The organism is Flavobacterium akiainvivens, assembly GCF_001278115.1.
Classification (GTDB): Bacteria; Bacteroidota; Bacteroidia; order Flavobacteriales; family Flavobacteriaceae; genus Flavobacterium; species Flavobacterium akiainvivens.
This window is the reverse complement of sequence record NZ_LIYD01000005.1, coordinates 258,662-283,171: the sequence shown is the minus strand read 5'-3', so window position 1 is coordinate 283,171 and position 24,510 is coordinate 258,662. Positions and strand designations below refer to the sequence as shown.

Below are 24,510 nucleotides of genomic sequence, written 5' to 3'. Positions count from 1 at the left end.
TATATAAATGCCAAAATTAAATTCCCCAAACCGGCGTCAGGGGAATTTAATTCAGGTAACGGGCAAATGTATACCTGTAGTATGTAACCTGCTGTTAACGCCAGCCCAGGGCGGGTGCCACGTGCTCTAAAATAGCCGAAAGCACGTGTATGTTATAATCAACGCCCAGTGTATTGGGTATGGTTAAAAGCAGTGTATCGGCCTCCTTTATGGCTTCGTCTTCTGCCAGCTCCTTTATAAGCTTATCGGGTTCAGCGGCATAGCTTTTGCCAAAAATGGCCCGTTTGTCGCTTTCTATATAGCCAAAGCTATCAGCCGTTTTGCCCTGCTGGCCAAAATAAAACCGGTCCTGGTCGTTAACCAGTGCAAAGATGGAGCGGCTTACCGAAACCCGCGGCTCGCGCTGGTGGCCGGCATTTTTCCAGGCTTCTTTATACATCCGTATCTGCTCTGCCTGCTGTATGTGGAACGGCTTGCCGTTTTCATCAAACTTAAGGGTAGAGCTTTGCAGGTGCATGCCGTTTTCGGCTGCCCAAACGGCAGTGGCGTTAGAGGCCGCCCCCCACCATATACGCTCCCTTAACCCTTCGCTATGCGGCTCAAGGCGCAGCAATCCCGGCGGATTGGGGAACATAGGGTACGGGTTGGGCTCTGCAAACCCTTTACCGCTAAGCCTGTCTAAAAACTCAAGCGCTTTTTTGCGCCCCATATCGGCATCGGTTTCACCCTCGGCCGGTTCATAGCCAAAGTAGCGCCAGCCGTCAATTACCTGCTCCGGCGAACCGCGGCTTATGCCCAATTGCAGCCTGCCTTCAGATATAAGGTCGGCAGCACCTGCGTCTTCCACCATGTACAGCGGATTTTCATAACGCATATCAATTACACCGGTGCCTATCTCTATTTTATGTGTTTTTGCACCCACCGCCGAAAGCAGCGGAAAAGGCGATGCCAGCTGCCGTGCAAAGTGATGCACCCTGAAATAGGCCCCGTCTACCCCTATTTCTTCGGCGGCTACGGCCAAATCAATAGACTGCAGCAGTGTATCGGCTGCCGTGCGGGTTTGGTAGGCCGGATGGTCTGACCAATGCCCAAATGATAAAAACCCTATTTTTTTCATACGTTTTGTTTACGCTAAATATATTAAATAAACCCTTGGCTTTAGCAGGCTTACTCCCCTGCTATAATTACCTGCCTGTGCTTTATGCCCCATTCGGCAAGGTCGTGTATAAGGTTTTGTAAAGACCACCCATACTCGGTTAAGTTGTATTGTACTGATATGGGCTGGGTGTCTAAAACCGTGCGTTTAATAAGCTTGTTCTGCTCCAGTTCTTTTAGCTCTTTACTTAACTGCTTGTTAGATATACCGTTAAGATTAGTTAGTATATCGCTAAAACGTCTGTGGTTATAGTAGCACATGGTAGATATAATAGATATCTTCCATTTACCCCCCAGTACATCCATAGTATCATGAATGGCCATGATTTCTTTTTTGTGGCATGCTGTTTCTGTCATAAGTTACCTGGTTACTCTAAAGTTACTGTTACTTTTAGTTACAAAGTTACAGTAATAAATCAGTATAACCTAAATTTGTACCATACAATTTAAAATCATAAAAAACATGAGTTTACAAAATAAAAATGTGGTTATAACCGGTGGTACAACAGGCATAGGGCTGGCCACTGCAAAAGCATTTATAAACGCAGGGGCAAATGTGCTTATTACCGGCAGGGGCGCTGCAAACCTGCAAAAAGCGGCCGAAGAAATAAACAGCCCCAACTTAAAAACACTGGTGTCTGACACCGCTAACCTTGATGGGATAGCTGTTCTTGAAAAGGCAGTTGCCGAAAGCGGTAACAAGCTGGATGTACTCTTTTTAAACGCTGCAATTGCCACCTTTGGCCCCATTGGGCAGGTAACCGAGGCCGATTTTGATGCGCAGTTTAACACCAACACCAAAGGCCCTTTCTTTACCCTACAAAAGCTAACCCCGCACCTGGCCGATGGCGCATCGGTAATATTTACCTCATCGGTAGTGGCATCGGCTGCAAACATTGGCACAAGCGTATATTCTGCCACTAAGGGCGCGCTTAATAAAATTGCCCAGATTGCTGCTAACGAGCTTGCGGAAAGAAAAATACGTGTAAACACCGTTAGCCCGGGCCCTATACAAACACCGGGGCTTGATTCTGTAGCTACACCAGATGCTAAAGATTACCTGGCATCGGCCACCGCGTTCCAGCGCCTTGGTACTGCCGATGAAATTGCCGGTACCGTGCTCTTCCTTGCCTCTGATGCTGCAAGCTATATAAGCGGCGCAGATATTACTGCCGATGGCGGATACCTTACCTACAGCAGGAAGTAAACATTGCTGAAAACCAATAAATACAGCCGGGAGACGCATAATCTTCCGGCTGTATTTTTAATACTATAAACGGAAAAATTGCAGGCTTATTTATGTAAATATTTCTCGATAATATAAGTAGTAATTTTTTTCAACTCTTTATTACTTTCAGGATGTTTTCCCGGATAACTAAAACATTCATATTCGTTCTCCCCCGATTTACAATACCACACGCGCGGGCTTCTATCTTCATTAAAAAATGTTGTGGTATCTGTAACCATAATTTTCCTTTGAAATGCCAATAAATTTTCATCTATTGGTATAATTCTGTTACCGGCCTCAGTATTTACCTGTAAATCGCACGGCACTTTTTCATAATGGTCGCCTTTCCACATCATACATTCGCTTTCAGTGTAAAAAATACTTTTTACGGCATATCCTGTTCCGGCAAAAAACACCAGGCAAAGGGCTATAAGTTTTATCCGGTTATATCTATTTCTGTGGTGGGGAGATACAAAATATTTTTGGGGTATAGCAACGGTATCCCGGGTTACATTTTCAATACCGGTTTCAGGGTCAGCAACTGGGGTTATTATTTCTTCCTTTAAAACTTCAACCGTAGCATCTAAATTTTCCTGCTGTTGTTCTGCTACCTTATCTTCTTGCCCATAAGCCGTAGTGGGTTCTGCAACAAATCCTGAAATAACAGGATCCGGCTGGTTTTCCAACTGCATTTTTTTGAACCTCTTAGAAGGCCTTGATGGTAAACCTACCAAAATTGCCAAAAGTTCTACGCTATTTAAATCGCGCGGAACTGTACCTTTTTTTATAAAACTTATTATAGGCCTGAATCTATCATTGTCAAATTCCTTAACCTTATTGAATTCAACTTTTTCAAGTTTAAAAAATCTACAATAAATAACCTTGTCATCGTCACTTAATGAATTAATCAAAGACAGGCTTAATTCTTTAAGTCCGGCAGTGGTGGGCTTCTCTAAATATGCACTGTTCTCCCCTTCTTTTACCTCGTTATACCGGGTCAGTATTGCTTTTTTATACTCATCCATAATAGTACTCTCTAATTAAAAAATGGATTTTTTTGGAATTCTCCGGAATTTTCAGGAATGATTGGAATGATTGGAATTCCACAACTAACATCTTAAAAATCAATCATTTCTTTGCCTCAGAATTTAGTTCCTGTCTTAAGCGCAATAAGGCAAATGTACAAAACTACTTTCAACATTAGTGCTGCTGTCAGGCCGCAACAGTTATCCGGGAAGTATACCTGCTTACGGTTCTGTTCAGCACACTAACACTTCCCAAAATTACGGGTGTAGCCAAAATAACGGCTCAAAGCCTTAGGGCTAAACAATGCCACAATGGCAACCCTATGTCTAATTTTTAATTACAAATTAAATGAAAAAAATAGTTTTGCTGGCAGCTTTTTCGCTGCTGGGAGGTAGTTTAGTGTCTTGCGATAACGAAAAAACCGGTTCTGATGGTTATGCGTATGAGTATAATACAGATGATGGTTTTGTACCACCTGTAAGGCCTCCAAGGCCATAGCGCCAACATATTGCCGGCCATAAAATAGGGCAGCAATAAAATTACATAACTTTTTATACTTTAGGGGAATGAAACTTAGCATTAAGATTTGTTCCCCTTTTATTATACTTTTTTTAGTACTCTTATGCTCATGCCACAATGGTAATACTTCATTTGGTAAAGCACAGCCTCAGGAAACTGTATTAAAACTATCTAAAAACGAGAGTATAGCGTTTAATTGTTTTACCAAGCAAAAGTATGAGGCTGCATACAGGCATTATATAAAGCTGCGTGGCGATTATCTTGCAATTAAAGATACCGCAAATGCCGGTTATGCTTGCTATATGATGGCACAAATACAAATGACTGTAGGCGACTACAATGGCTGCGAAAACACTGCAGTTGATGCATTAAAACTCTTAAAAGTAGTCGGCAAACGGGGCAATCTTGTTTCAACCTATAATTTGCTGGGCATTGTAAGCCGTAAAATACTTGATTATGATAATGCAATAGTTAATTATAAAAAAGCAGCTGCATATACATCAGATTCATTAAGTATTTATATAATTTACAACAATATAGCATCGCTTTACATAACAACTAACCATTATAGAAATGCTATAGAAATTCTTGAAAAAATTATAAAGTCAAGCTATGTTAGTGCAGACCCTCAAACAAAGGCAAGGGTACTTGATAATTTAGGATGGGCTTATAGCAAAGTAAAAAAGCCCGAAGCGTTAACATATTTAAAAAGTGGACTACAATTACGGGAAAAAATTGGCGATCTTAAAGGGCTTATAAGCAGTTACCACAATTTACATAATTTTTACATTACTGTAAATAAACCGTTAGCATTGCAATATGCTCTAATGGCTTACAAAACTGCATCTCAAATTAAAAATAATGAAGAAAAGCTCATAGCCCTTAAAGAAATTATTAAAAGTACCGATGGTAAGCAACGCAATATGTACACTAATGAATTTATGATTTTAGACGATTTTTTAAATAAAGAACGGTCTAAAACAGAGAACAAGTTTGCCAAAATAAAGTATGACTACTCTGAAATGAAAGCAGAGCGCGACAAAACCGTACTTAAATCACAACGCGATAAATTGCTTATAACGGTATTAATTTTGGTTGCCGGGTTTATATTACTAATAACCGTATTTTTATTTATTGCACAGCGCCTTAAACTAAAAAAGGCAAAACTGGAGGAAACCTATAAGGCAGAAGGCCGCATTTCAAAAAAAATACACGATGAACTGGCTAATGATGTTTTTGAAACAATTGTATTTACCCAAACATTACAGTTAGACAACCCCGCTAAAAAAGATATGCTTTTAAAAACCCTTGATAAAGTATATGAAAAAACGCGCGATATTTCGCGTGAAAATGCAAACATAGATGCCGATGCCGATTTTCATACTATACTTATTGAAATGCTTGCGCTGTTTAAAACCAAAGAGGTTAATATATTGCCCGTTAATGCTGAGGCTATTGCATGGAACACCATAAACGAATATAAAAAAAACACACTACACAAGGTATTGCGGGAGCTTATGGTAAACATGAAAAAGCACAGCCAGGCCACGCTTGTTACAATAAAATTTACCATTAACAATAAAAAACTGGTTGTAACCTATGCCGATAATGGAATAGGAATTAAAAAAGAAAGTTTTATTCGTAAAAATGGGTTGCAAAATGCGGAATCCCGCATTAAATTGGTAAACGGTACGGTTACTTTTGACGAAATATCCAAAGGTGTCAAAATTTCAATAGTAATCCCTTTATAAACATATCAATGTTCAAAAAAATATTAGTAGCCGAAGACGTAGACAGTACAGGGCTGTATGTAAAGATGGAATTAGAAAAGCTATGCATTGAAGAGCCTGTGTATGTAAAATATTGCGATGAGGCTTTCCTAAAATTGAAAAAATCATATCTTGATAATACCCCCTTTGAACTTATTATTACAGACCTTTCATTTACCGGCGGTAACCGAGAAGCAAAGCTTGCCGGCGGCGAAGAACTTATAAAAGCCATAAAAGAACAAGGCTGGCCCATTAAAATAATTGCATATTCTATAGAAGACAGGGGCCATAAAATACGCCATCTTTTAAACGATTGCAATATTGATGCCTATGTGCTTAAAAGCAGGGATAGTATTTCTCAGCTTCAAAATGCCATAAACATAATATATAAAGACGGCACCTACCTTTCTCCGGAGCTGTCGTACCTGCGAAAACCCGATATGCTGCTTGAACTTGATGCTACCGACCTCGAAATTATAAAGCTCCTTTCAGACGGGCTTAGCCAAAACGAAATAACAGACCTCTTTAAAAAAGAACGCAAAAAAGCTTCGAGTTTTAGCAGCGTAGAAAAACGCATTATTAAAATGCGCACATCTTTACAGGCAAAAAACACTACACACCTGGTAAGTATTGCTAAAGATATGGGATTGATATAAATTTCTACACATTGTAGTTTTTACATCAAAATGAGGGTTTCCGCAAAATAACTACAAAACGCTACAGTAGGTTTACAAAAATTTAAACCTTACTGTTATGGAATATAAAGTTGTACCCTTTGTGGCTTCAATTGATGCTAAAATTGGCAGCACGTCTCAGGTGGCAGACCAGCTTGAGTCAATAATTAAAAGTTATACCGCCCAGGGCTGGGAATATGTACGGCTGGAAAGCGTTACCACGTTTGTAAAACCCGAAGCCGGGTGCTTTGGCCAGGATGCAAAACCAGGCTATACCACGGCTAATCAAATGGTAGTTTTTAAAAAATGAAGCATTTGCTGCTCATAATTATAAAACTGTACTGGCTAATACCCGTGTCTAAACGCCGTACGTGCCTTTTTAAAAAATCATGTTCGCATTTTGTGTATGATGCCACTGCCCATAAAGGGCTATTTGCAGGCCTTAAAGCCTTGCAGTACCGCTACAAAACCTGCCGCCACGGGGCTTATGTATATAAAAATACCATTACCGGCAACATTGAAATGGTTTTACCCAATAACGATATTGTGGCACATAACGATATAGCCGATAACATTTTGGCAAAACTTACACAGGCAACTACCTGATACTCCTCTCTCCGGTTTTAAAAACCGAAACCAAACCGGCTGTTACAGGCCGGTTTTTTTATTCTTTTTTAGAAAATTTTAGCAAAGTGAGGAATCCCTCATTTTTTTGATTTTCAGGTGTAGTAGGTTTGGTTAAAATTTAAAATCAACCTTATTATGAATAAAATAGTTAAAGGGCTTTTAATTGGCTTCGGTTTACTAATCCTGATTTACACTTGTAGCAACAGTAATGATAAATTGACTGACAATGTACCTGCTGCAAACAATCTTACTACACAATCTCCTGAAGATAATCCTTCTGCCAAAAATACAGTAGACAATCAAAAAGCCTCAATAGAGCAAAAACTCAAGGAAAGGGCAAAAAGAGACTGGCCTGATGATTACGTAACTCAGGAGTTTTGGGTTAATGAGCAACTCGATGCCTATGATTATATGCTTAAAATAGAAGAAAACTCCATCAAGAAAAAAGCACAACAAGACTGGCCGTTAGATTTTGTAACTCAAAAATTTTGGTATAACGAACAGATAGAAGCTAAAAACAGGATAAACCAATAAACGTAAAACCATGGAATTTAAAGATCATATAAAATCATTGGGCCAAAGGGTGGTAAAGCTAAAAGGCCAGGTTAATACCGAAGAAGCTACTAAAAACGCCTTTATAATGCCTTTTATAAAAGAACTGGGATATGACGTTTTTAACCCGTTTGAAGTAACCCCTGAACTGGTGGCAGACATTGGCATTAAACAGGGCGAAAAAATAGACTATGCCATTATGCAAAACGGCGAACCCATTATACTTATTGAGTGTAAACACCATGCCGTACCGCTTAATGTAAACAATGCATCGCAGCTTTTCAGGTACTTTCATACCACTAAAGCCAAATTTTCTATACTTACAAACGGTGTAGAGTATAAGTTTTATACAGATCTTGTTGAGCCTAATAAAATGGATGACAAGCCCTTCTTCTCATTTAATATTACAGATATTAAAGACAACCAAATTGAAGAGCTGAAAAAGTTTCATAAAGCCCATTATGATTTTGAAAATATTGTAAACACTGCCAGCGACCTTAAATATACCAATGAGCTTAAAAAGCTAATCCATACCGAGTTTACCACTCCGGGTGTAGATTTTGTAAAACATTTTGCGCGTCAGGTTTACCCCAGTGTTATAACAGCAAAGGTGCTGGAACAGTTTACCAACCTTACAAAAGCATCTGTTAACCAATACATAAGCGACCTGATAACCGAAAGGCTCAAACTGGCGCTTACCAAAGAAAACGAAGTAATAAAAGAACAGGATGCCGCCCTTGTACAGGAAACCGCACCAAACCCCAACCAGGTTATTACTACCCACGAAGAGCTTGAAGGTTTTATGATTGTAAAAACCATACTAAGGCAAAAAGTGCCCGTAAGCCGTATAGTGTATAGAGATGCACTCTCTTACTTTGCCATACTGCTGGACGACAACAACCGTAAAACACTTTGCAGGCTTTACTTTAACGGAACCAAAAAATACATGGTTACCCTAAATGACCAGCGCAAAGAAGTGCGCCATGACCTTTCATCTCTCGATGATATTTTTAATTACTCAGAAGAACTGCTTAGTGTTTTGGAAGGCTATGAAAAAGTAAATGAAAAAATATAAATCTAAAAATTAAAATTTATGAAAACATATTACGTAAACAATAACTCACAACCTAACGGCGACCATGAGGTGCATGAAAGCGGATGTAGCTTTATGCCTTCAGACAAAAAAAACCTTGGCCAGCATCCGTCTTGTAAAGAAGCGGTAGCCGAAGCTAAAAAAACATATTCTAAATCAGACGGATGCTGGTATTGCTGCCCATCATGCCACAAAAGTTAAGTATGGCTACATATATTTTGTCTAATAAAGCACCTGTAAAATGTTTAGCAACCTGTTTCTCTCAGTAGGCCGCATACGCAGGCTGGAGTATTGCCTAAGTGTAATATTCTACATAGTGGGTATAACTATCCTTGATAACGTAACCCATAAAGGCAACAGTATTTTATCACTCCTTATTATACCCTTAATATGGTTTTTACTAACTCAGGGAGCTAAAAGGTGTCATGATTTAGGCAACAGCGGCTGGTGTCAGCTTATTCCTTTTTATTTTTTATGGATGGTCTTTAAAGAAGGCCATCCTTACACTAATGTTTATGGCATTAATCCTAAAATAAACAGTATTAAAGCCGTGCAGCCAATAGGCCGTACAATTTCGGCAAACACCCCAACAGTTTCAAAACCACAACCCAAAACCACAACAGGAGTAACGGCCATAATCAGCACGTTGCAAAACAACCCCGATGCGGTTCAGCAAACAATAATGGAAGTAGAAAATGTTAACCACAGCATAACCCATGATATCCTCAAAAAACTAAGGCTGCTTGATAAAACCAGTGGAATGTCTTACACGCTTTTGGGCACCACTGCCACCATAACCGTTAAACACACACATAGTACGCACTTACTGCTGGATGATTTTTACACGATTATGCCAAATATAAATGTGCTTGATGTAAAACCCGGAACTATATACATTAAAATTAAATGATTTATGAAAATAAAATTACTCCTGCTATTTATAACATCAATACTATTTGTGGGCTGCGGGCCAGAGGCACCCGATATTTTTAACAGCATGGTTAAAAAGTTTGCCACCAGCGAAGGTTACATATCATTAAACGAGCTCTCTGAACTAAAAACATACATTGAGCAAAACCCGGATGAGCCTGATTTCAGCCCTTTTCTGACTAATGAAAAGGTAGACGATAATAAGCTGGCTGCATTCTTAAAAAAGCAAAAATATAAACTGGAAACCCCGTATAACCCTAAAAATGATACCGTAAAAATTTACATAGAAAACTCGCTAAGCATGCTGGGCTATATTAGCAACAAAGGCAGCAATTTTAAAACCAGTATACAGGAATTACTTTTTACTGCAGATGAGTTTAAAGGCTATAGCACAAACTACATAAGCGATAGCATATACCCCACATATCCTGAAAAACTAAGTACAGATGATATAATAAATATTAACCGTGTTTCTTTTTCTAAAAATGGCGCTTCAAACAGTAAACTCGAAGCCATATTTAAACAGGTTTTGTCTGAAGCAGATAAAAATACGGTTTCTATACTCGTGTCAGACTGTATTTATTCTTTACAGAAGGGAGGTTCTTCAGAATTACTAAACAGCTTAAAAACCACTACCCGGCAGGCATTTAAAAATGGAGGTGCAAAGTATAAAAATTTCAGCATCCTGATTTTAAAGCTGGATTCAGAGTTTTCAGGTTCTTATTTTGACAGAAGGGATCACGAATATAAAAATGTAAATACACCAAGGCCTTTCTACGTAGTTGTAATGGGCGAAGACGCTGCTGTATCCAACTTTAAATCAACTACTAATATAAAATATACAAATTCTTACACCATTAATACTAACCAATATGCCCCATACCATACTATAGTAAATACCAACACAGGTTCAGGCTTTAAACCAGACCGTGAATATTCTGATAAAAATTCGATAAGGGGCATACAGGATATAGTAGTAAATGAAAGGGTTAGCAAAACATTTACCTTTTCGGTAGCCGTAGATATGAGCAGCGTGCCGGTCGATGAAAATATTATAAAAGACCCTAAAAGCTATAGTATTACGGCAGGCAACTATAAAATAACCGGTATAACGGCTTATAACGATAAACAGGTTAAGCCGGCATCTGTAAACCTCATAAAAAAGTCTTCTACCCCACCCACCCATATTGTGCATTTTGCTGCCACAAAACCGGTATATACTAATGTAACATTCGGGTTAAAAAGAGAAATTCCCAACTGGGTTACAAACACCCATACGGTAAACGACACTATACCCGCGCAATTCAGTAATAATACAACTTTTGGCTTTAAATACCTGGTAGAAGGTATAAACGAGGCCATTAACAAAAACACATCTAACAATTACTTTACTATAACCATAACAATTAACTAATAAACCTATGGCCAGTTTTTTTGAAATGCTTTACGAGGGATTCCCTCCGTTAAACCTCTTTTATATCAATGGATTTTCCAATGATATGTTTAGTGCCGATGCCTATACGTCTATAGGCCTCATGATGCTGTTTTCGGCACTTATCATGGAAGGTTTATACTATTTTGTATTGTCTAATTACGGCAAAATGCACCGGCGCAGTTTTTGGTTTTTATGGCTGTTTATAATTGCGGTACTAAACTTTGTACTGGCATACATAAACAGTATGTCGTCATTAACAAAAGTAGGTACAGGAAGCGACTATACCTTTTCACAATACTTTTCTTTTTCTATGGTAAATGTATTATGGGCAGTAGTTTTTAGCTTCATATTTTCGGTAATCTTCAAATTCTGGAGCGTTTCTGCTTCAAGGACTCCCTTTTAATTATGGCAAAATTATACATATTCGGAATAGGCGGCACAGGCTCAAGGGTTATCAAGGCCCTTACCATGCTGCTGGCAACAGGTGTAGACATAAACGGCTTTGAAGTTGTACCTGTAATTATTGACCCTGATGAAGCAAATGGCGATGTATCGCGCACTACAGATATACTTAAAAACTACCAGCACATACACAATAACCTGAGCTTTACAGGTGCCGATGACAATAAATTTTTTAAAACCAAAATAAGTAGTATTTGCCAAAACTTTAAGTTGGTGTTAAGTGAGGTTAAAGGCGAACGTTTTAAAGACTATATAGAATATAACAGCCTTGATGAAAACAATAAGGCCCTTATAAGTCTTTTATTTAGCGAAGATAACCTTGAGGCAGATATGGAGGTAGGCTTTAAAGGCAACCCTAACATAGGCAGCGTGGTGCTAAACCAGTTTAAGCAATCGCAGGACTTTAAGGCGTTTGCATCGTCTTTTGCGCAAAACGACCGCATATTTATTATCAGTTCTATTTTTGGCGGAACCGGCGCATCAGGGTTTCCGCTACTGCTTAAAAACATCCGTAATGCCGATGCTTCATTACCTTCGGCTGCGCTGCTGCGCGATGCCCCTGTGGGTGCAATTACCCTCCTGCCCTATTTTGGCGTTTCGCCAAGCGAAGAAAGTAAAATCGATAAGTCATCTTTTATTTCTAAAACAAAGGCTGCACTGTCTTATTATGAAGAAAACGTAAGCGGCAACAGCTCGCTTAATGCATTGTATTATGCCGGAGATGACATTACCAAAGACCACCCTAACCATGAGGGGGCAGCATTTCAAAAAAACGATGCCCATTTCTTAGAACTGGCAGCAGCACTGGCTATTATAGATTTTTCGGCTATCCCAGCAACAGCGCTGGTTACTACAGGAGGCAAAGCCGAAAATCCGGTTTACAAAGAGTTTGGCATAAAAGATAATGCCCCTTCCATCATATTTGAAAACCTTGGTTTTACATCGCAGTTCATACTTAAAAAGCCACTTACACAATACCTGTTTTTTGCGCTGTACTGCACCAGTAAAATGCAGGATTGTCCGGAAAGAGCCTGGGCAAAAAAAATAAATCTTCAGGCATTTTTAACCCAACCCTTTGTACACAGTTACCTCAGGACATTTAACCAGTATTTTTTAGAATGGCTTACAGAAATGGGTAATAACCAACGTGGGTTTTCGCCCTTTAACCTTAACGCTAACGACAATAACCTTTTTGAAATAGTTAAGGGTATAAAACCTGATAGCGGCATATTTGAGCTCAATAAAAACTACAATAAGTATGATCATATGCTTGACAAAGTAGAGAAAAGCCTAAAGAATAATGATTCTCAGCAGCAGCGTTTTATGAACCTTTTTTATAACACTACCGAAACCCTGGTTTCAGAAAAGTATAAATTTTAAGCACTATGGCAAAAGTATTTAGATTTCATGACGGAGGCAGTTTAGAAGACTGGCAAACATCTGCCTCATACGGGCAAACTGCTATAAATGCAATTAAAGATCCTTCGGGCGCATCTGCACGCAGGGAAATAACCTCTATTCCCAGTCCTTTTGCGCGCATAGACCTGGTTAAAACCGCGTTTGAAAACATAACCAACAGCAGTCAGTTAAACGGTACCACTATTTTTCATAAAATGGTATCAGACTGTTTTGATGTAGGAGAGATTTTTTTCAATATAGATAAGCTACAGGATAAAGTAAATATCATTGCCTGGGATAAAAACAAAGACCTTGAGGCACTGCTACAGTCGCCAAATGCGCGCCACAGGCTTTTAGGAGACACTTTAAAATTATATTTAGAGCAGGATGCCCGGGCATATAACTTTAACGAAACCGAGCAAATTTATCTCTTAAACTACAAAGCCGGGCCACGGCCTATAAACATTATAGGGGGCACATCGCCGGCCAGCCTGTTTTTTACACCGGCAAATAACTTAAAATATGTAAACATTCCTTTTGGAACCGATTATGTGTTTGATGACAGCTACCAACCCCTGTACAAACGCGATTTTTATTACCAGAAGTTTATTTACGGTTTAAAAAAGTTTATACCTGATTTTTCAAGAAAATTCAGGGCGGTTGATAATTATTTAGATGCCAGTTTTGAGATGCTTACTGCTCAGCAAAAAGAAGAAATAAATAATTATACTACGGCAGATTTTGAATCTGATTTTGAAAAACTTACCGCAGGCAGTGCCGGCACACCTGTTGAAATTTTAGGGTATCCGCTACGCAAAAAGAAAGAAGCAGCCCCTAAAGCAAGCGGTTTTATAATTGGTTCTGCAAAATATAAGGGCGAAAATCCACCTTTAGTGCTGCCCGTAGATGCCTATGCCGAAAAAACGCTGTACACGTCTGATTATTGGGACAGGAACAACAAAGCCGATTATATAGATAACCGCCCTTTAAAAGAGCGAACATTGCCCTTTGATGGCAAGAAATATCCGTATTTAACCATAAGCGATTTTCTTGAACCCTACATTATACGCACAATTTATCCGCTTCAAAATAAGAAGTTTTTTGACGGAAGTTTTACAATGGCATCGGGTGAAATAGCCAAGGGCTATCTCTTACCTGTAAAAAGAGAATACTTTGACTATTTTGATGTAGATAAACTTACCAGGGGCATGCCGGACGGTAAAAAAGCCATTGAAATAAAACAAATGGTAAGTGGCGGCGTGGCTGTTACACTAAGGGTACCTATACAGGATAATAAGTATATTACCTATGAACGGATGTATTATCCGCCTGCAAACGAATACCAAATTGCCGAGCCAGAACTGCCCCGCAACCGTGGCGCCGTTATAGAAAACCAGTTTGGCCTTACAGTATATCCTTTTTTAAAACTCGCTGCCGACAGTAACAACCATTACCGTATTGCACTTTTTGACCGTGATATACAAGAACATAATAAACATAACAGCTACAGCCTGCAGTTTTTTAAAAACCAGGACAATATACAGGCACCACACAAAGCACTGAAACAAAGAAGTGAAAAGGCGGTAGATAACATAGCTTCATCTTATTATGTACTGGAAGAAGGGTTTGACTATATTGAAATTAAAAACAACTGGGCCCGTGGCATAATCATACCGCTTTTTGAAACCCCGGTTCAGGGAACCTCTCAATTTACATTTGCTGTAGATTTTGGTACTACAAACACTCATATTGAGTACCGTAAAGATAATGGCAATGCAAGGCCTTTTGAAATTAACAGGGAAGATATACAAATTGCAACCCTGCACGATACCGCAAATTCTGAAACCCTTAAATCTATAAATGCGCTAAGGGCTAACAAACTGCTGGATGTAATACCTCACGAATTCGTACCCGAAATTATACAGAAAGAGACTGAAATAAGTTTTCCGCAAAGAACCGCTATCAGTTCTAAAAAGGGAACAGATTTGAGCAATACCGTATATGCATTTTCTGATTTCAATATTCCGTTTCTTTATGAAAAGCACATTACGCCACGCAATACAGATATAAAAACAAACCTTAAGTGGTCTGGTATACAAACAAATGACGGTTTAAAAGTAGTAGAAGCTTATTTTGAAAATCTCTTGTTATTAATGAGGAATAAAGTGCTGTTAAACAACGGCGACCTGTCTTTAACAAAACTTATATGGCTCTACCCATCGAGCATGACAGATGCCCGCCGTAATAAAATAGGGCAAAGCTGGGATAAGCTTTTTAAAAAATATTTCAATTCTGCACCTGCCCCGGAAAAGCTTTCTGAAAGCGTGGCACCGTTTTACTATTTCAATAAAAAAGAAGGCATTGTTGCCGGCGAAAACTCAGTTATATCTATTGATATAGGTGGCGAAACTACAGATACCGTTATTTATATTAATGACAGGCCAGAGCTTTTAACATCTTTCAGGTTTGCGGCAAATTCTATTTTTGGAGATTACACCGGCAGGTCATCTTCAATTAACGGTTTTGTAAACAAATACAGCCAGATAATTGAAGAAAAAGGGCTGTCTAACTGGTTTTCATTTAAAGATATCGAAAAATCAGAAGATATTATATCATACCTGTTTTCAATTGAAAAAAGCGACCGCCTTAAGGCAGAAGGAAAAGACTTTTCATTTAACAGCCTCTTGCTTAATGACCATGATTTCAGGATTGTTTTCATCCTTTTTTACAGCGCTGTTATTTACCATATAGCCATGTTAATGGTAGCAAAAAATATAAAAGCCCCCGGATGTATAACATTAAGTGGTACTGGCTCTAAAATGGTAGACCTTGCAGAAGGCAATACTAAACTTACCGCTATTAAAGAGCTAACAGAACTGATTTTTAAGAAAGTCTACAACCTTGAAAAAAGCATAAATATTGACTTGAAAAAAGTTGCCAACCCTAAAGAAATAAGCTGTATAGGTGCGCTGCTTGTGGATGAGAAAGATATTTCTGTAAATAACGTAACTACTTTTTCAGGAACTATAGATCATCCATTTTCATTAAAGTATAATGATATTACACCAAACCTTGAAAAGCAGGTAGCCGACGGTTATTTAGAATTTTTAAACTTTTTCTTCGGGCTTAATAATGAATTCAGCTTTAAAAATAAGCTCGATATTAATCCTGCATTTCTTGCAAAGTATAAAGGTTTTCTGGAAGAAAAAGTACTTGATAACATAAAATCAGGTATTAAAGAAAAAATAAAAGAACTACAGGGAAACAGTAATGAAGAAATAGAGGAAACACTGTTCTTTTATCCTTTAAAAGGGGGGCTCAATCATTTGGCACATAAAATTTATTCTGAACTAAATAATTCCGAAGCATAATATGAATACACTGTCATACGATTTTAATTTTTGGTTTATTCCGTTATATATTTTCATCATCTTGTTTTCAATAGCTGTGATCATTTTGTTTAAAAGGCTTTTTGCTTTAATGGATGAGGTAGACAAGAATACAGAATACAGAAAAAATAACACCTCAAAAAGCACATCACAAAACCCCAACCCGGTAAACCTTGACCCCATATTGCAACGGCTAAACCAGCTCGAAGCTACTCCCCGTCAACCTGTTGCAAATACGCAATCAGCAACACCTTCGGTTTATGCTGATGAAACAACGCACACTGTTAACCTAACCGTCAATAACCCGGTTACAGATGTTGTTTTTTATGTTTCAACGCCTAACCCCGCCGGTTTTTTTGATGCAGACCAGGTTTCTGATTCCTTTAGGCAAACGGTATCGTTGTATAAGTTTACAATAAACAGCCAGGCCCAAAACACGGCAGCTTTTGAGTTCTTTTCAGACCAGATTGGAACAAATGACTCAATAAACAGCCCAAAAACCTTTATAGAACCGGCCTGTTATGAAACTAACGACGCTTTTTCCGGAGCCAGTAAAATAATAACACTACAGCCGGGCACCGCCGAAAAAAGGGATAATAAATGGATAATTACTTCTAAAGCTAAAATTACATATCAATAGTCATGCATAATACCATAATAATACTGGTAATACTTATAGTAGTTGGTTTCCAGGCTTATGTAGCCTATACTGCCTGGAAAAAAATAGATTTTTATCAGGGCATCATTCCACAGCCGGAAAATTTTCAAACTATAAAAGTATATATACCCGAAAGCCAGGTTAAAAACATCGATATCAATTATGTTTTAAACAACCCTGATAAGTTTGGCCCGCCTGCTGTATTTGCCTTAAGCGAAACCATTACTGAACCTGAAATTATCAACGAGCCAGCCATAGCTATTGTAACTACAGAAACAAACCAAACAGGCCATGAAGAATATGTATGGGTAGCTAAAGATAATGAGGAAAAGAAAATTAAGTATACACTTTTACAAAGCCATGAACAGGCCGGCTGGAACAGAATATAACCCACATAATCATGCAGGAAAAATACATAGAAGTTACACTCATAAAAACAGCACTGTCTAACCCCGTATTAGATAAAATGCTAAGTTCTGTAAATACATACCTACTGCGTAATAAAGGCGCCGTAAGCGATTTTAACCTTATTAAAGATGTTGTAGAACGTAATACAGATGCAGTAGACGAAGAAATTAATTCTCTATTGCCCATACCGCTCTATTTAGGGCTTATGGGCACTATGATAGGTATAGTTATAGGCCTTTTTGCCATGCCGGGCATTAGCGATACTAATTTTGAAAATGCTATTGATATGCTCATCGGCGGGGTAAAAATTGCCATGATAGCCAGTTTTATCGGCTTATTGCTAACAGTAGTGTTGTCAGGATATAAGTATAAAGGAACAAAACTATATGCCGAAGGCCTTAAAAATGACTTTTTTACCTGGATACAAACCCAATTACTGCCTGTACTGTCACAAAACATATCTTCAAGTATTTATGCATTACAGGCAAACCTGCTAAAGTTTAACGATACCTTCTCGGCAAACGTGGGTAGCTTTAATGGCGTAATGAATAAAATACTGCATTCTTTTGATAGCCAGATAAACCTGATGAATGAGCTTAAGGAAGTTGATGTAGTGCAGCTGGCAAAACTTAATGTGCATGTATTTCAGGAACTAAGGGTAAGTACAAAAGAATTTGAAAAATTTAACCAGTATTTAAACCAGCTCAATGTTTTTGTTGACAATGCACATAAGCTAAACCACTCTATAAACAACCAGTTAGACAGGACGTATGATTTAGAAAAAGTTGCCGGAGCAATAGGTACGGGTATAGAAACAAATAAGTTACTTATAAATGTTTTACAATCTGATTTAAAAGAAATAAGCGACCGTAAACAATTAATGAAAGATGCCGTAATAGATGTAGACAAAGCCTTTGAAAAAAGCCTTGACGACTTAAAAAGGCATATAAATGAGCAAATTACAGCCATAAAAAATATTACAATAAAAGAAGAAGACCTGCTTGAAAAATTGCTTAAAGAAGACCGTGGCAACCTGAACGAACTAAAAAAACTGGGCGAACTGAAAACCGGGATGTCAATACTGGAAAAGGAAACAAAATCGCAAAACGAAAAGCTGGAACAGTTAAACAAAACCCTCGAGAATTTAGCCGGTATATTAGCAAAACCGGCAGCTCCTGTAGTAAAAGTGCCGGAAGTTATAAAATATGCGGCTTATGTTTTTGTAGGTTCAGGGGCTATACTTGGCGTAGGCTATTGTTTCTGGACCATCTATAAAATCCTGTCATAGCCATGTCTAAAAAAACAAATTTTTTCTGGGCCAGTTATGCCGATTTAATGACCAGCCTGTTCTTTATAATGCTTGTACTGTTTGTACTTTCAATAGCCATGATGAAAAGGCAACAGGCAGCAACAGAGCAGCAATTACGCAAAATTATAGAAATACAATCGGCCGTAAAAGAGCTTCCAAAAGAGTATTTTGCTTATGATGGTATTTACAAACGTTTTTCCCTAAAACAAAATGTTGAGTTTATTATTAATACTGACCAATTTAAAAATATTCAGGATGAAAATTACCTTATAAAGGTGGGTAATTCTATTAAAAGCCTTACCGATACGTTAAAAAAGAAATATACCGGCCAGGATATAAGGTATGTAGTTTTAATAGAAGGAATGTCGAGCGCTGATACTTATAAAAACAACTACCTGCTAAGCTATGCCCGTGCATGGGCGGTAAAAAAGTTATGGGACAAAAATAACATTAAACTCGACCCTTCTGTTTGCGAAATACAAATATCAGGCTCGGGTACCGGCGGTGTGGGCAGGCTTATTAACGACAGGAGCAACCAGCGGATTTTAATTCAGGTAATTCCTAAAATTGGTACTATTGAGTAATATAATGTTTAAATACTGCTATTATGCTTAAGCACCCGGTTATATGCTTACTGGCACTATTATTTTTAAGCTGTACAGATGCACCCCAAAGCCCTGACCCGGAAAATACCGAAGTATACCTGTGCGACAGCCCTGCTGCCTACAGCTATCACTTTAACCCAAATTGTAAGGGGCTGCAACAATGTAAACACAATATTTATAAAACAAGCCTAAAAACTGCAAAAAAGCATGGCCGTAGTTTTTGTGGCTGGGAAGCTAATGATACTATCGCCCGTTAATATGGGCGATTTTTTTTTGCATAAAAAAAGGGCGATCCTTTCGAACCACCCTGAATGTTTTCACAACAGAATAATCTTTATTGTGAATCGCTTTCAAAATTGTATTACAATATTACAAAAAACTTTTTGTCTAAAAATGAGGTTTGCCGCATTTATGAAATATTTTTTTGTAGTATTTTAACATACTTTTTAAAAAAATACAACCACGATATATTTAAGAAATCCTCAACCATGAAAACAATACTTGGATTAGATTTAGGCGTTACAAGCATAGGCTGGGCCGTTATAGTTACAGATGACGACAATACACCAATAAAAATACTGGGTATGGGCAGCCGCATTATACCACTCTCTACTGCCGATAAGGAAGAATTTCAAAAAGGCCAGGCCATTTCTAAAAACCAGTCGCGCACCATAGCCCGCACACAACGCAAAGGTTATAACCGCAAACAGCTGCGCAAAGAAGAACTTAAAAAAATACTGGGCGAACTTGGTATAACGCCTTCTAAAGAGTTGCTTAACCTGCCGTCAATTGAATTGTGGAAGCTGCGTGCCGATGCGGCATCGGGCAATGCACCGTTATCTGCCGAACAGTTGGGCCGCATTTTTTATATGCTTAACCAAAAGAGGGGTTACAAATCGGCCCGCAGCGAGGCCAACCAGGATAAAAAAGATACTGATTATGTAGCTGCCGTAAAAGGCAGGCACCAGCAACTAAAAGAAAAAGGGCAAACCATAGGCCAGCATTTTTATACCGAAATGCTAACCCTTGAAGAAAATTCGGGGCATTTTCAGGTAAAAAACAATGTGTATCCCCGCGAAGCTTATCTGGAAGAATTTAATGCCATAATCGCCGCACAAAAACCACAACATGCATTCCTGACGGACGATGTGGTAGACAGGCTTAGGGATGAGGTTATCTTTTATCAGCGAAAGCTAAAATCGCAAAAAGGCCTTGTAAGCATTTGCGAATTTGAAGGTTTTGAACGCACTTTTTTTGATAACGTTAAACAAAAGGACAAAACCATCTTTACCGGGCCAAAGGTTGCGCCTAAGTCCTCTCCCCTATTCCAGCTTTGTAAAATATGGGAAACAGTAAACAACATAAACCTGAAAGTTAAAAATACCGATGGTTCTAAAAACAAATGGGCAGACTATGTACCAACGTTAGAGCAAAAGCAGGAAATTATTGAGCATTTGTTTAAAAATGCGGGAATAAGTTTAGATGCGCTCCGTAAAATACTTGGCTTTAATAAAGATGAGATTTTTGTAAACAAGCAGATAGAAAAAGGCCTACAGGGCAATACTACCTATGCCGAAATTCATAAGATATTGGGCGACAGTAAACCTGAATTATTAGGTTTTAACATCAATATTGAGCCATCTAAGCATAGTGCCCTGCTTGTAGATAAGCGTACCGGAGAAATTTTAGCCGAAAAAGAAGGGCAACAGGTTAGTGCAGAAATAGAAAAGGAAAATTTTTATCAGCTATGGCATACCATTTATTCTATTAAAGATCTTGATGAATGTGCAGCAGCATTGATAAAGCGCTTTAATATTGACCCAAATGTAGCAGCCCAGCTTGCTAAAATAGACTTTAGCAAAGGGGCTTTTGGCAACAAGAGCAATAAAGCCATGCGCAAAATATTGCCTTACCTTATGCAAGGATATAACTATGCCGATGCCTGTAGCCTTGCAGGTTATAATCATTCTGACAGCCAGACTAAAAAAGAAAAGGAAGAAAACGTAGTTGATGACAAACTAAAGCTGTTGGAAAAAAACAGCCTCAGGCAACCTGTAGTTGAAAAGATAATTAACCAGATGATTCATGTGGTTAATGCTATTATAGATAAATATGGAAAGCCTGATGAAATAAGGGTAGAACTTGCGCGTGACCTTAAAAAGAGTAAAGACGAGCGCAATGAAGCCGAACTGCAAAATGCTTCTAATAAAAAGCTTAATGAAGAAGTAGCCAACAGGCTAAAAGAGCTGGGCTTGCCTGTTACAAAACGATTTGTGCAAAAATATAAGTTTATATTCCCGGTAAGGGATAGAAAAATTAAAGAAGCACAGTTGGTTAACCAGTGTATTTATTGTGGTGAAACATTTAACGTTACCGAAGCATTAAGCGGCGATAATTTTGATGTTGACCACATTATTCCAAAGTCTATGTTGTTTGATGATTCTCAAACCAACAAAGTTTTGGTACACCGCAAGTGTAATGCCAAAGACAAAAGCAACAAAACCGCTTATGACTTTATTGCCGCCAAAGGCGAAAATGAATTAGCTATCTATCTTGACCGCGTTGATGACTGGTTTAAAAGAGGGGTGTTGTCTTATGGAAAAATGCAGCGCCTAAAGGTATCTTATGAGCAATATGCTGAACGGAAGCAGCTAAAAAAAGAAACGGAAGCTGATATAAAGTTATGGGAAAACTTTATTGAGCGTGATTTGCGCCAAACACAATACATTGCAAAAAAATCAAAAGACCTGCTGAAGAAAATATGCAACAACGTTACAGTAACTGAAGGTAAAATTACGGCTCAGCTTCGCAACTTATGGGGGTGGGATGATGTGCTCATGAACCTGCAATTACCAAAATATAAAGCACTAGGCCAAACTGAGATTAAAGAATGGACAAGTGAGCATGGGCGCAGGCTACACAAAAAAGAAGAAATTACAAATTGGACAAAACGCGATGACCATCGCCATCATGCTATAGATGCCCTTGTAGTTGCCTGTACCAAACAAGGTTTTATACAACGTATCAATACCCTTAATTCGAGCGATACTAAAGATGCTATGGATAGGGAAATCAAAGCTGCCAAAGAAAAATACAATGAGCTCTACGACAAAAAATTATTAACTGAAACAAACGAACAGGTTAAAAACCATACCGAACGATTTAATAAACTCGAAACGTACCTGAAATCTCAACAGCCACCTTTATTTACTACAAGGTATGTAGAGCAGGAGGCCGATAAAATATTTGTTTCTTTTAAGGCAGGCAAAAAAGCCGCTACATACGGTATCAGGAAAATTAAAAAAGACGGTAAAAAGGTTGTGGTACAAGAAAAGATTGTGGTACCAAGGGGTGCGCTACACGAGCAATCAGTTTACGGTAAAATAAAAACACAGGAGAAAGACAAACCGTTAAAATACCTTTTTGAAAATCCCGAAACTATTGTTGATAATCGAATAAAGATATTAGTAAAGGAACGTTTAGATAAATTTGAAGGAGATGTAAAAAAAGCATTGACATCACTAAAAAAAGAGCCTTTATTTATTGATAATGAAAAGAATACTTTATTAGAAAAGGCAGCATGCTATACTGATGCCACTGTCCTAAAATATAAATTACAGGCACTCAAAGCCAATCAGGTAAATGATATTGTTGATGAAGGTGTTAAACGGATAGTGAAAGCCCGGTTAGCACAGCATAAGAACGAAAAAGAAGCCTTTAAAGACACCGTTTGGTTTAACCAAGAAAAACGCATACCGATAGTTTCAGTGCGTGTATTTGCACGCCCTGACGCCTCTAAGCTTGCAATAATAAAAACAGATGAAAACAATAAGCCAATAGGTTTTGCCCTTACAGGAAACAATCACCATATAGCTATTTATAAAGATAACACAGGTAAATTAGTACAACATATATGTACATTTTGGAGTGCTGTTGAGCGTAAAAAATTTGGTGTGCCTACAGTTGTAAAAAATACCGGTACGCTTTGGTCTGAACTATTGCATAAAGACTTACCCGGAACTTTTCTTGATAAATTACCTCAAGATGGGCTTGAACTTGAATACAGCCTTCAACAAAATGAAATGTTTGTATTAGGGCTACCTAAAGAATCTTTTGAAGATGCTATTAAAAACAATGATTTACCATTATTAAGCAAACATTTGTACCTGGTTTGGAGTATTTCTGATAATGATTATTGGTTTAGGCATCATCTTGAAACAAAAAATAGTGAACTTAAAAGTACCACCGGAGCTAAAGAGTCTAAAAGATATTATAGATTTCAAAGTGTTGGTACTTTCACAAAAGAAAATCCCATAAAGGTACAGCTTAATCATCTTGGTGAAATAACTAAAATTGGTGAGCCATGATAAAGCGCACGTTGTTTTTTGGTAATCCTGCTTATCTCAATACAAAAAATGAGCAGCTGGTGGTTAGCTTTCCCGAAGAAGACAAACCACCGGTTACCATTCCAATTGAGGACTTGGGTTATATAGTTTTAGAACATCCTCAAATTACAATAACTAACGGTTTGTTTACAAAACTTGTAGAAAATAAAACTGCTGTGATAACGTGTGATAAACAACATTTACCCAACGCTTTCCTGCAACCACTATCAGGCCATAGCGAACAAACCGAGCGCTACAGGCATCAGCTAAATGCGAGTGTTCCACTTAAGAAAAATATGTGGCAGCAAACAGTTAGTTCTAAAATATGCAACCAGGCACTACATTTATCAAGCCGGGATAAAGAATCACGAAAAATAATGCGTTGGTCTGGCGAAGTGAAAAGTGGCGATGCAGAAAATCACGAAGCTATTGCGGCAGCGTATTATTTTCAAAATCTTTTTGACCACTTAGAGGGCTTTAGTCGCAATCAAAAGGGAGTTGCACCCAATAATTTATTAAATTATGGATATGCAATTTTAAGGGCAATAACAGCCCGTGCGCTTGTAAGCACCGGATTATTGCCATCAGTAGGAATATTTCATAGTAATAAATATAATGCCTATTGCCTTGCAGATGATATAATGGAGCCTTATCGCATTTTTGTAGATGCTTTAGTATATAATATAACTCAGAGGGAACATAGTTTTGAAGAACTATCACAACAATTAAAAGCCGAGCTACTCACCATCCCTGCACTTAATGTAACTATTGAAGGGAAACAAAGTCCATTAATGGTAGCAATGAGCCGCACTACAAATAGCGTTTATGAGTGTTATGCCGGTGTAAGCAGAAAAATACTTTATCCGGTATTTGATCTTAGTTAACATA

24 protein-coding genes are annotated in these 24,510 nt (G+C 38.2%); 21 read left to right on the top strand and 3 right to left on the bottom strand.

The genetic code is table 11. The features are described 5' to 3' along the window. Positions 1-94 precede the first annotated feature (94 nt). Together AM279_RS01235 and AM279_RS01230 are read right to left on the bottom strand one after the other, a co-directional pair. On the bottom strand, positions 95-1,117 hold the full coding sequence (locus tag AM279_RS01235; protein WP_054405862.1) for an LLM class flavin-dependent oxidoreductase: 1,023 nt from the start codon (positions 1,115-1,117) through the stop codon (positions 95-97). A 50-nt stretch (positions 1,118-1,167) separates the two neighbouring features. After that, a complete protein-coding gene (locus AM279_RS01230; RefSeq protein ID WP_054405861.1) occupies positions 1,168-1,512 on the bottom strand; it encodes a winged helix-turn-helix transcriptional regulator in 345 nt (114 codons plus the stop codon). A 106-nt stretch (positions 1,513-1,618) separates the two neighbouring features. Here AM279_RS01230 and AM279_RS01225 point away from each other — a divergent pair, with 106 nt between their 5' ends. After that, a complete protein-coding gene (locus tag AM279_RS01225) occupies positions 1,619-2,362 on the top strand; it encodes an SDR family oxidoreductase (protein WP_054405860.1) in 744 nt (247 codons plus the stop codon). Positions 2,363-2,448: 86 nt separating this feature from the next. Here the strand turns inward: AM279_RS01225 and AM279_RS01220 are convergent, their stop codons facing one another. Next, positions 2,449-3,408, bottom strand: coding sequence for a hypothetical protein (locus AM279_RS01220; RefSeq protein ID WP_054405859.1), 960 nt, complete (start codon positions 3,406-3,408; stop codon positions 2,449-2,451). A 349-nt stretch (positions 3,409-3,757) separates the two neighbouring features. On the opposite strand from AM279_RS01220, the gene AM279_RS20565 reads away from it, so the two are divergent. From AM279_RS20565 to cas1, 20 genes are all read left to right on the top strand, one after another. Next, positions 3,758-3,907 carry a hypothetical protein gene (locus AM279_RS20565; protein ID WP_160316413.1) on the top strand — a complete coding sequence of 50 codons (150 nt, stop codon included), beginning with the start codon at positions 3,758-3,760 and terminating at the stop codon, positions 3,905-3,907. A gap of 68 nt (positions 3,908-3,975) precedes the next feature. Next, complete coding sequence (locus AM279_RS01215; protein ID WP_054405858.1) at positions 3,976-5,679, top strand: tetratricopeptide repeat-containing sensor histidine kinase; 1,704 nt, start codon at positions 3,976-3,978, stop codon at positions 5,677-5,679. A gap of 8 nt (positions 5,680-5,687) precedes the next feature. Next, on the top strand, positions 5,688-6,353 hold the full coding sequence (locus AM279_RS01210) for a response regulator transcription factor (RefSeq protein WP_054405857.1): 666 nt from the start codon (positions 5,688-5,690) through the stop codon (positions 6,351-6,353). Positions 6,354-6,450: 97 nt separating this feature from the next. After that, positions 6,451-6,681 (top strand): hypothetical protein, encoded by a 231-nt coding sequence (locus tag AM279_RS01205; RefSeq protein ID WP_054405856.1) that lies wholly within the window; start codon positions 6,451-6,453, stop codon positions 6,679-6,681. After that, positions 6,678-6,977 (top strand): membrane protein insertion efficiency factor YidD, encoded by a 300-nt coding sequence (gene yidD / locus AM279_RS01200; protein WP_054405855.1) that lies wholly within the window; start codon positions 6,678-6,680, stop codon positions 6,975-6,977. Before AM279_RS01205 ends, yidD begins: the two co-directional genes overlap by 4 nt. Before the next feature lie 156 nt (positions 6,978-7,133). Further along, complete coding sequence (locus AM279_RS01195) at positions 7,134-7,532, top strand: hypothetical protein (RefSeq protein ID WP_054405854.1); 399 nt, start codon at positions 7,134-7,136, stop codon at positions 7,530-7,532. Positions 7,533-7,542: 10 nt separating this feature from the next. Continuing rightward, positions 7,543-8,625 (top strand): type I restriction endonuclease, encoded by a 1,083-nt coding sequence (locus AM279_RS01190; RefSeq protein ID WP_054405853.1) that lies wholly within the window; start codon positions 7,543-7,545, stop codon positions 8,623-8,625. A gap of 18 nt (positions 8,626-8,643) precedes the next feature. Beyond that, on the top strand, positions 8,644-8,844 hold the full coding sequence (locus AM279_RS01185) for a hypothetical protein (RefSeq protein ID WP_054405852.1): 201 nt from the start codon (positions 8,644-8,646) through the stop codon (positions 8,842-8,844). Between the two features lie 40 nt (positions 8,845-8,884). Beyond that, complete coding sequence (locus AM279_RS01180; protein ID WP_054405851.1) at positions 8,885-9,553, top strand: DUF805 domain-containing protein; 669 nt, start codon at positions 8,885-8,887, stop codon at positions 9,551-9,553. 3 nt (positions 9,554-9,556) lie between these two features. Beyond that, positions 9,557-10,987: a hypothetical protein gene (locus tag AM279_RS01175; protein WP_054405850.1), complete on the top strand. Its 1,431-nt coding sequence runs from the start codon at positions 9,557-9,559 to the stop codon at positions 10,985-10,987. 7 nt (positions 10,988-10,994) lie between these two features. After that, positions 10,995-11,411, top strand: a complete 417-nt coding sequence (locus tag AM279_RS01170) for a hypothetical protein (RefSeq protein WP_054405849.1) — start codon at positions 10,995-10,997, stop codon at positions 11,409-11,411. 2 nt (positions 11,412-11,413) lie between these two features. Beyond that, the gene (locus tag AM279_RS01165) at positions 11,414-12,850 is read left to right on the top strand and encodes a hypothetical protein (protein ID WP_054405848.1); all 1,437 of its coding nucleotides are present in this window, start codon (positions 11,414-11,416) and stop codon (positions 12,848-12,850) included. Positions 12,851-12,855: 5 nt separating this feature from the next. Further along, positions 12,856-16,239 carry a hypothetical protein gene (locus AM279_RS01160; protein ID WP_054405847.1) on the top strand — a complete coding sequence of 1,128 codons (3,384 nt, stop codon included), beginning with the start codon at positions 12,856-12,858 and terminating at the stop codon, positions 16,237-16,239. Between the two features lie 109 nt (positions 16,240-16,348). Next, positions 16,349-16,897, top strand: coding sequence for a hypothetical protein (locus AM279_RS01155; RefSeq protein ID WP_143090352.1), 549 nt, complete (start codon positions 16,349-16,351; stop codon positions 16,895-16,897). A gap of 2 nt (positions 16,898-16,899) precedes the next feature. Beyond that, complete coding sequence (locus tag AM279_RS01150; RefSeq protein WP_054405845.1) at positions 16,900-17,304, top strand: hypothetical protein; 405 nt, start codon at positions 16,900-16,902, stop codon at positions 17,302-17,304. 11 nt (positions 17,305-17,315) lie between these two features. Further along, positions 17,316-18,611: a coiled-coil domain-containing protein gene (locus tag AM279_RS01145; protein WP_054405844.1), complete on the top strand. Its 1,296-nt coding sequence runs from the start codon at positions 17,316-17,318 to the stop codon at positions 18,609-18,611. Between the two features lie 2 nt (positions 18,612-18,613). Continuing rightward, positions 18,614-19,216, top strand: a complete 603-nt coding sequence (locus AM279_RS01140) for an OmpA family protein (protein ID WP_054405843.1) — start codon at positions 18,614-18,616, stop codon at positions 19,214-19,216. Between the two features lie 23 nt (positions 19,217-19,239). Continuing rightward, positions 19,240-19,494: a hypothetical protein gene (locus tag AM279_RS01135; protein ID WP_054405842.1), complete on the top strand. Its 255-nt coding sequence runs from the start codon at positions 19,240-19,242 to the stop codon at positions 19,492-19,494. 231 nt (positions 19,495-19,725) lie between these two features. Next, entirely contained in the window at positions 19,726-23,604 is a 3,879-nt protein-coding gene (cas9, locus tag AM279_RS01130; protein WP_160316412.1) for a type II CRISPR RNA-guided endonuclease Cas9, read from the top strand. After that, complete coding sequence (gene cas1, locus AM279_RS01125; protein ID WP_054405840.1) at positions 23,601-24,506, top strand: type II CRISPR-associated endonuclease Cas1; 906 nt, start codon at positions 23,601-23,603, stop codon at positions 24,504-24,506. The genes cas9 and cas1 overlap by 4 nt, the downstream gene beginning before the upstream one ends. Positions 24,507-24,510 lie beyond the last annotated feature (4 nt).

Excerpts from the sequence above, each read along its gene's own strand:
- AM279_RS01235 (WP_054405862.1), bottom strand. The coding sequence starts at position 1,117 with ATGAAAAAAATAGGGTTTTTATCATTTGGGCATTGGTCAGACCATCCG.
- AM279_RS01230 (WP_054405861.1), bottom strand. The coding sequence starts at position 1,512 with ATGACAGAAACAGCATGCCACAAAAAAGAAATCATGGCCATTCATGAT.
- AM279_RS01225 (WP_054405860.1), top strand. The coding sequence starts at position 1,619 with ATGAGTTTACAAAATAAAAATGTGGTTATAACCGGTGGTACAACAGGC.
- AM279_RS01220 (WP_054405859.1), bottom strand. The coding sequence starts at position 3,408 with ATGGATGAGTATAAAAAAGCAATACTGACCCGGTATAACGAGGTAAAA.
- AM279_RS20565 (WP_160316413.1), top strand. The coding sequence starts at position 3,758 with ATGAAAAAAATAGTTTTGCTGGCAGCTTTTTCGCTGCTGGGAGGTAGT.
- AM279_RS01215 (WP_054405858.1), top strand. The coding sequence starts at position 3,976 with ATGAAACTTAGCATTAAGATTTGTTCCCCTTTTATTATACTTTTTTTA.
- AM279_RS01210 (WP_054405857.1), top strand. The coding sequence starts at position 5,688 with ATGTTCAAAAAAATATTAGTAGCCGAAGACGTAGACAGTACAGGGCTG.
- AM279_RS01205 (WP_054405856.1), top strand. The coding sequence starts at position 6,451 with ATGGAATATAAAGTTGTACCCTTTGTGGCTTCAATTGATGCTAAAATT.
- yidD (WP_054405855.1), top strand. The coding sequence starts at position 6,678 with ATGAAGCATTTGCTGCTCATAATTATAAAACTGTACTGGCTAATACCC.
- AM279_RS01195 (WP_054405854.1), top strand. The coding sequence starts at position 7,134 with ATGAATAAAATAGTTAAAGGGCTTTTAATTGGCTTCGGTTTACTAATC.
- AM279_RS01190 (WP_054405853.1), top strand. The coding sequence starts at position 7,543 with ATGGAATTTAAAGATCATATAAAATCATTGGGCCAAAGGGTGGTAAAG.
- AM279_RS01185 (WP_054405852.1), top strand. The coding sequence starts at position 8,644 with ATGAAAACATATTACGTAAACAATAACTCACAACCTAACGGCGACCAT.
- AM279_RS01180 (WP_054405851.1), top strand. The coding sequence starts at position 8,885 with ATGTTTAGCAACCTGTTTCTCTCAGTAGGCCGCATACGCAGGCTGGAG.
- AM279_RS01175 (WP_054405850.1), top strand. The coding sequence starts at position 9,557 with ATGAAAATAAAATTACTCCTGCTATTTATAACATCAATACTATTTGTG.
- AM279_RS01170 (WP_054405849.1), top strand. The coding sequence starts at position 10,995 with ATGGCCAGTTTTTTTGAAATGCTTTACGAGGGATTCCCTCCGTTAAAC.
- AM279_RS01165 (WP_054405848.1), top strand. The coding sequence starts at position 11,414 with ATGGCAAAATTATACATATTCGGAATAGGCGGCACAGGCTCAAGGGTT.
- AM279_RS01160 (WP_054405847.1), top strand. The coding sequence starts at position 12,856 with ATGGCAAAAGTATTTAGATTTCATGACGGAGGCAGTTTAGAAGACTGG.
- AM279_RS01155 (WP_143090352.1), top strand. The coding sequence starts at position 16,349 with ATGGATGAGGTAGACAAGAATACAGAATACAGAAAAAATAACACCTCA.
- AM279_RS01150 (WP_054405845.1), top strand. The coding sequence starts at position 16,900 with ATGCATAATACCATAATAATACTGGTAATACTTATAGTAGTTGGTTTC.
- AM279_RS01145 (WP_054405844.1), top strand. The coding sequence starts at position 17,316 with ATGCAGGAAAAATACATAGAAGTTACACTCATAAAAACAGCACTGTCT.
- AM279_RS01140 (WP_054405843.1), top strand. The coding sequence starts at position 18,614 with ATGTCTAAAAAAACAAATTTTTTCTGGGCCAGTTATGCCGATTTAATG.
- AM279_RS01135 (WP_054405842.1), top strand. The coding sequence starts at position 19,240 with ATGCTTAAGCACCCGGTTATATGCTTACTGGCACTATTATTTTTAAGC.
- cas9 (WP_160316412.1), top strand. The coding sequence starts at position 19,726 with ATGAAAACAATACTTGGATTAGATTTAGGCGTTACAAGCATAGGCTGG.
- cas1 (WP_054405840.1), top strand. The coding sequence starts at position 23,601 with ATGATAAAGCGCACGTTGTTTTTTGGTAATCCTGCTTATCTCAATACA.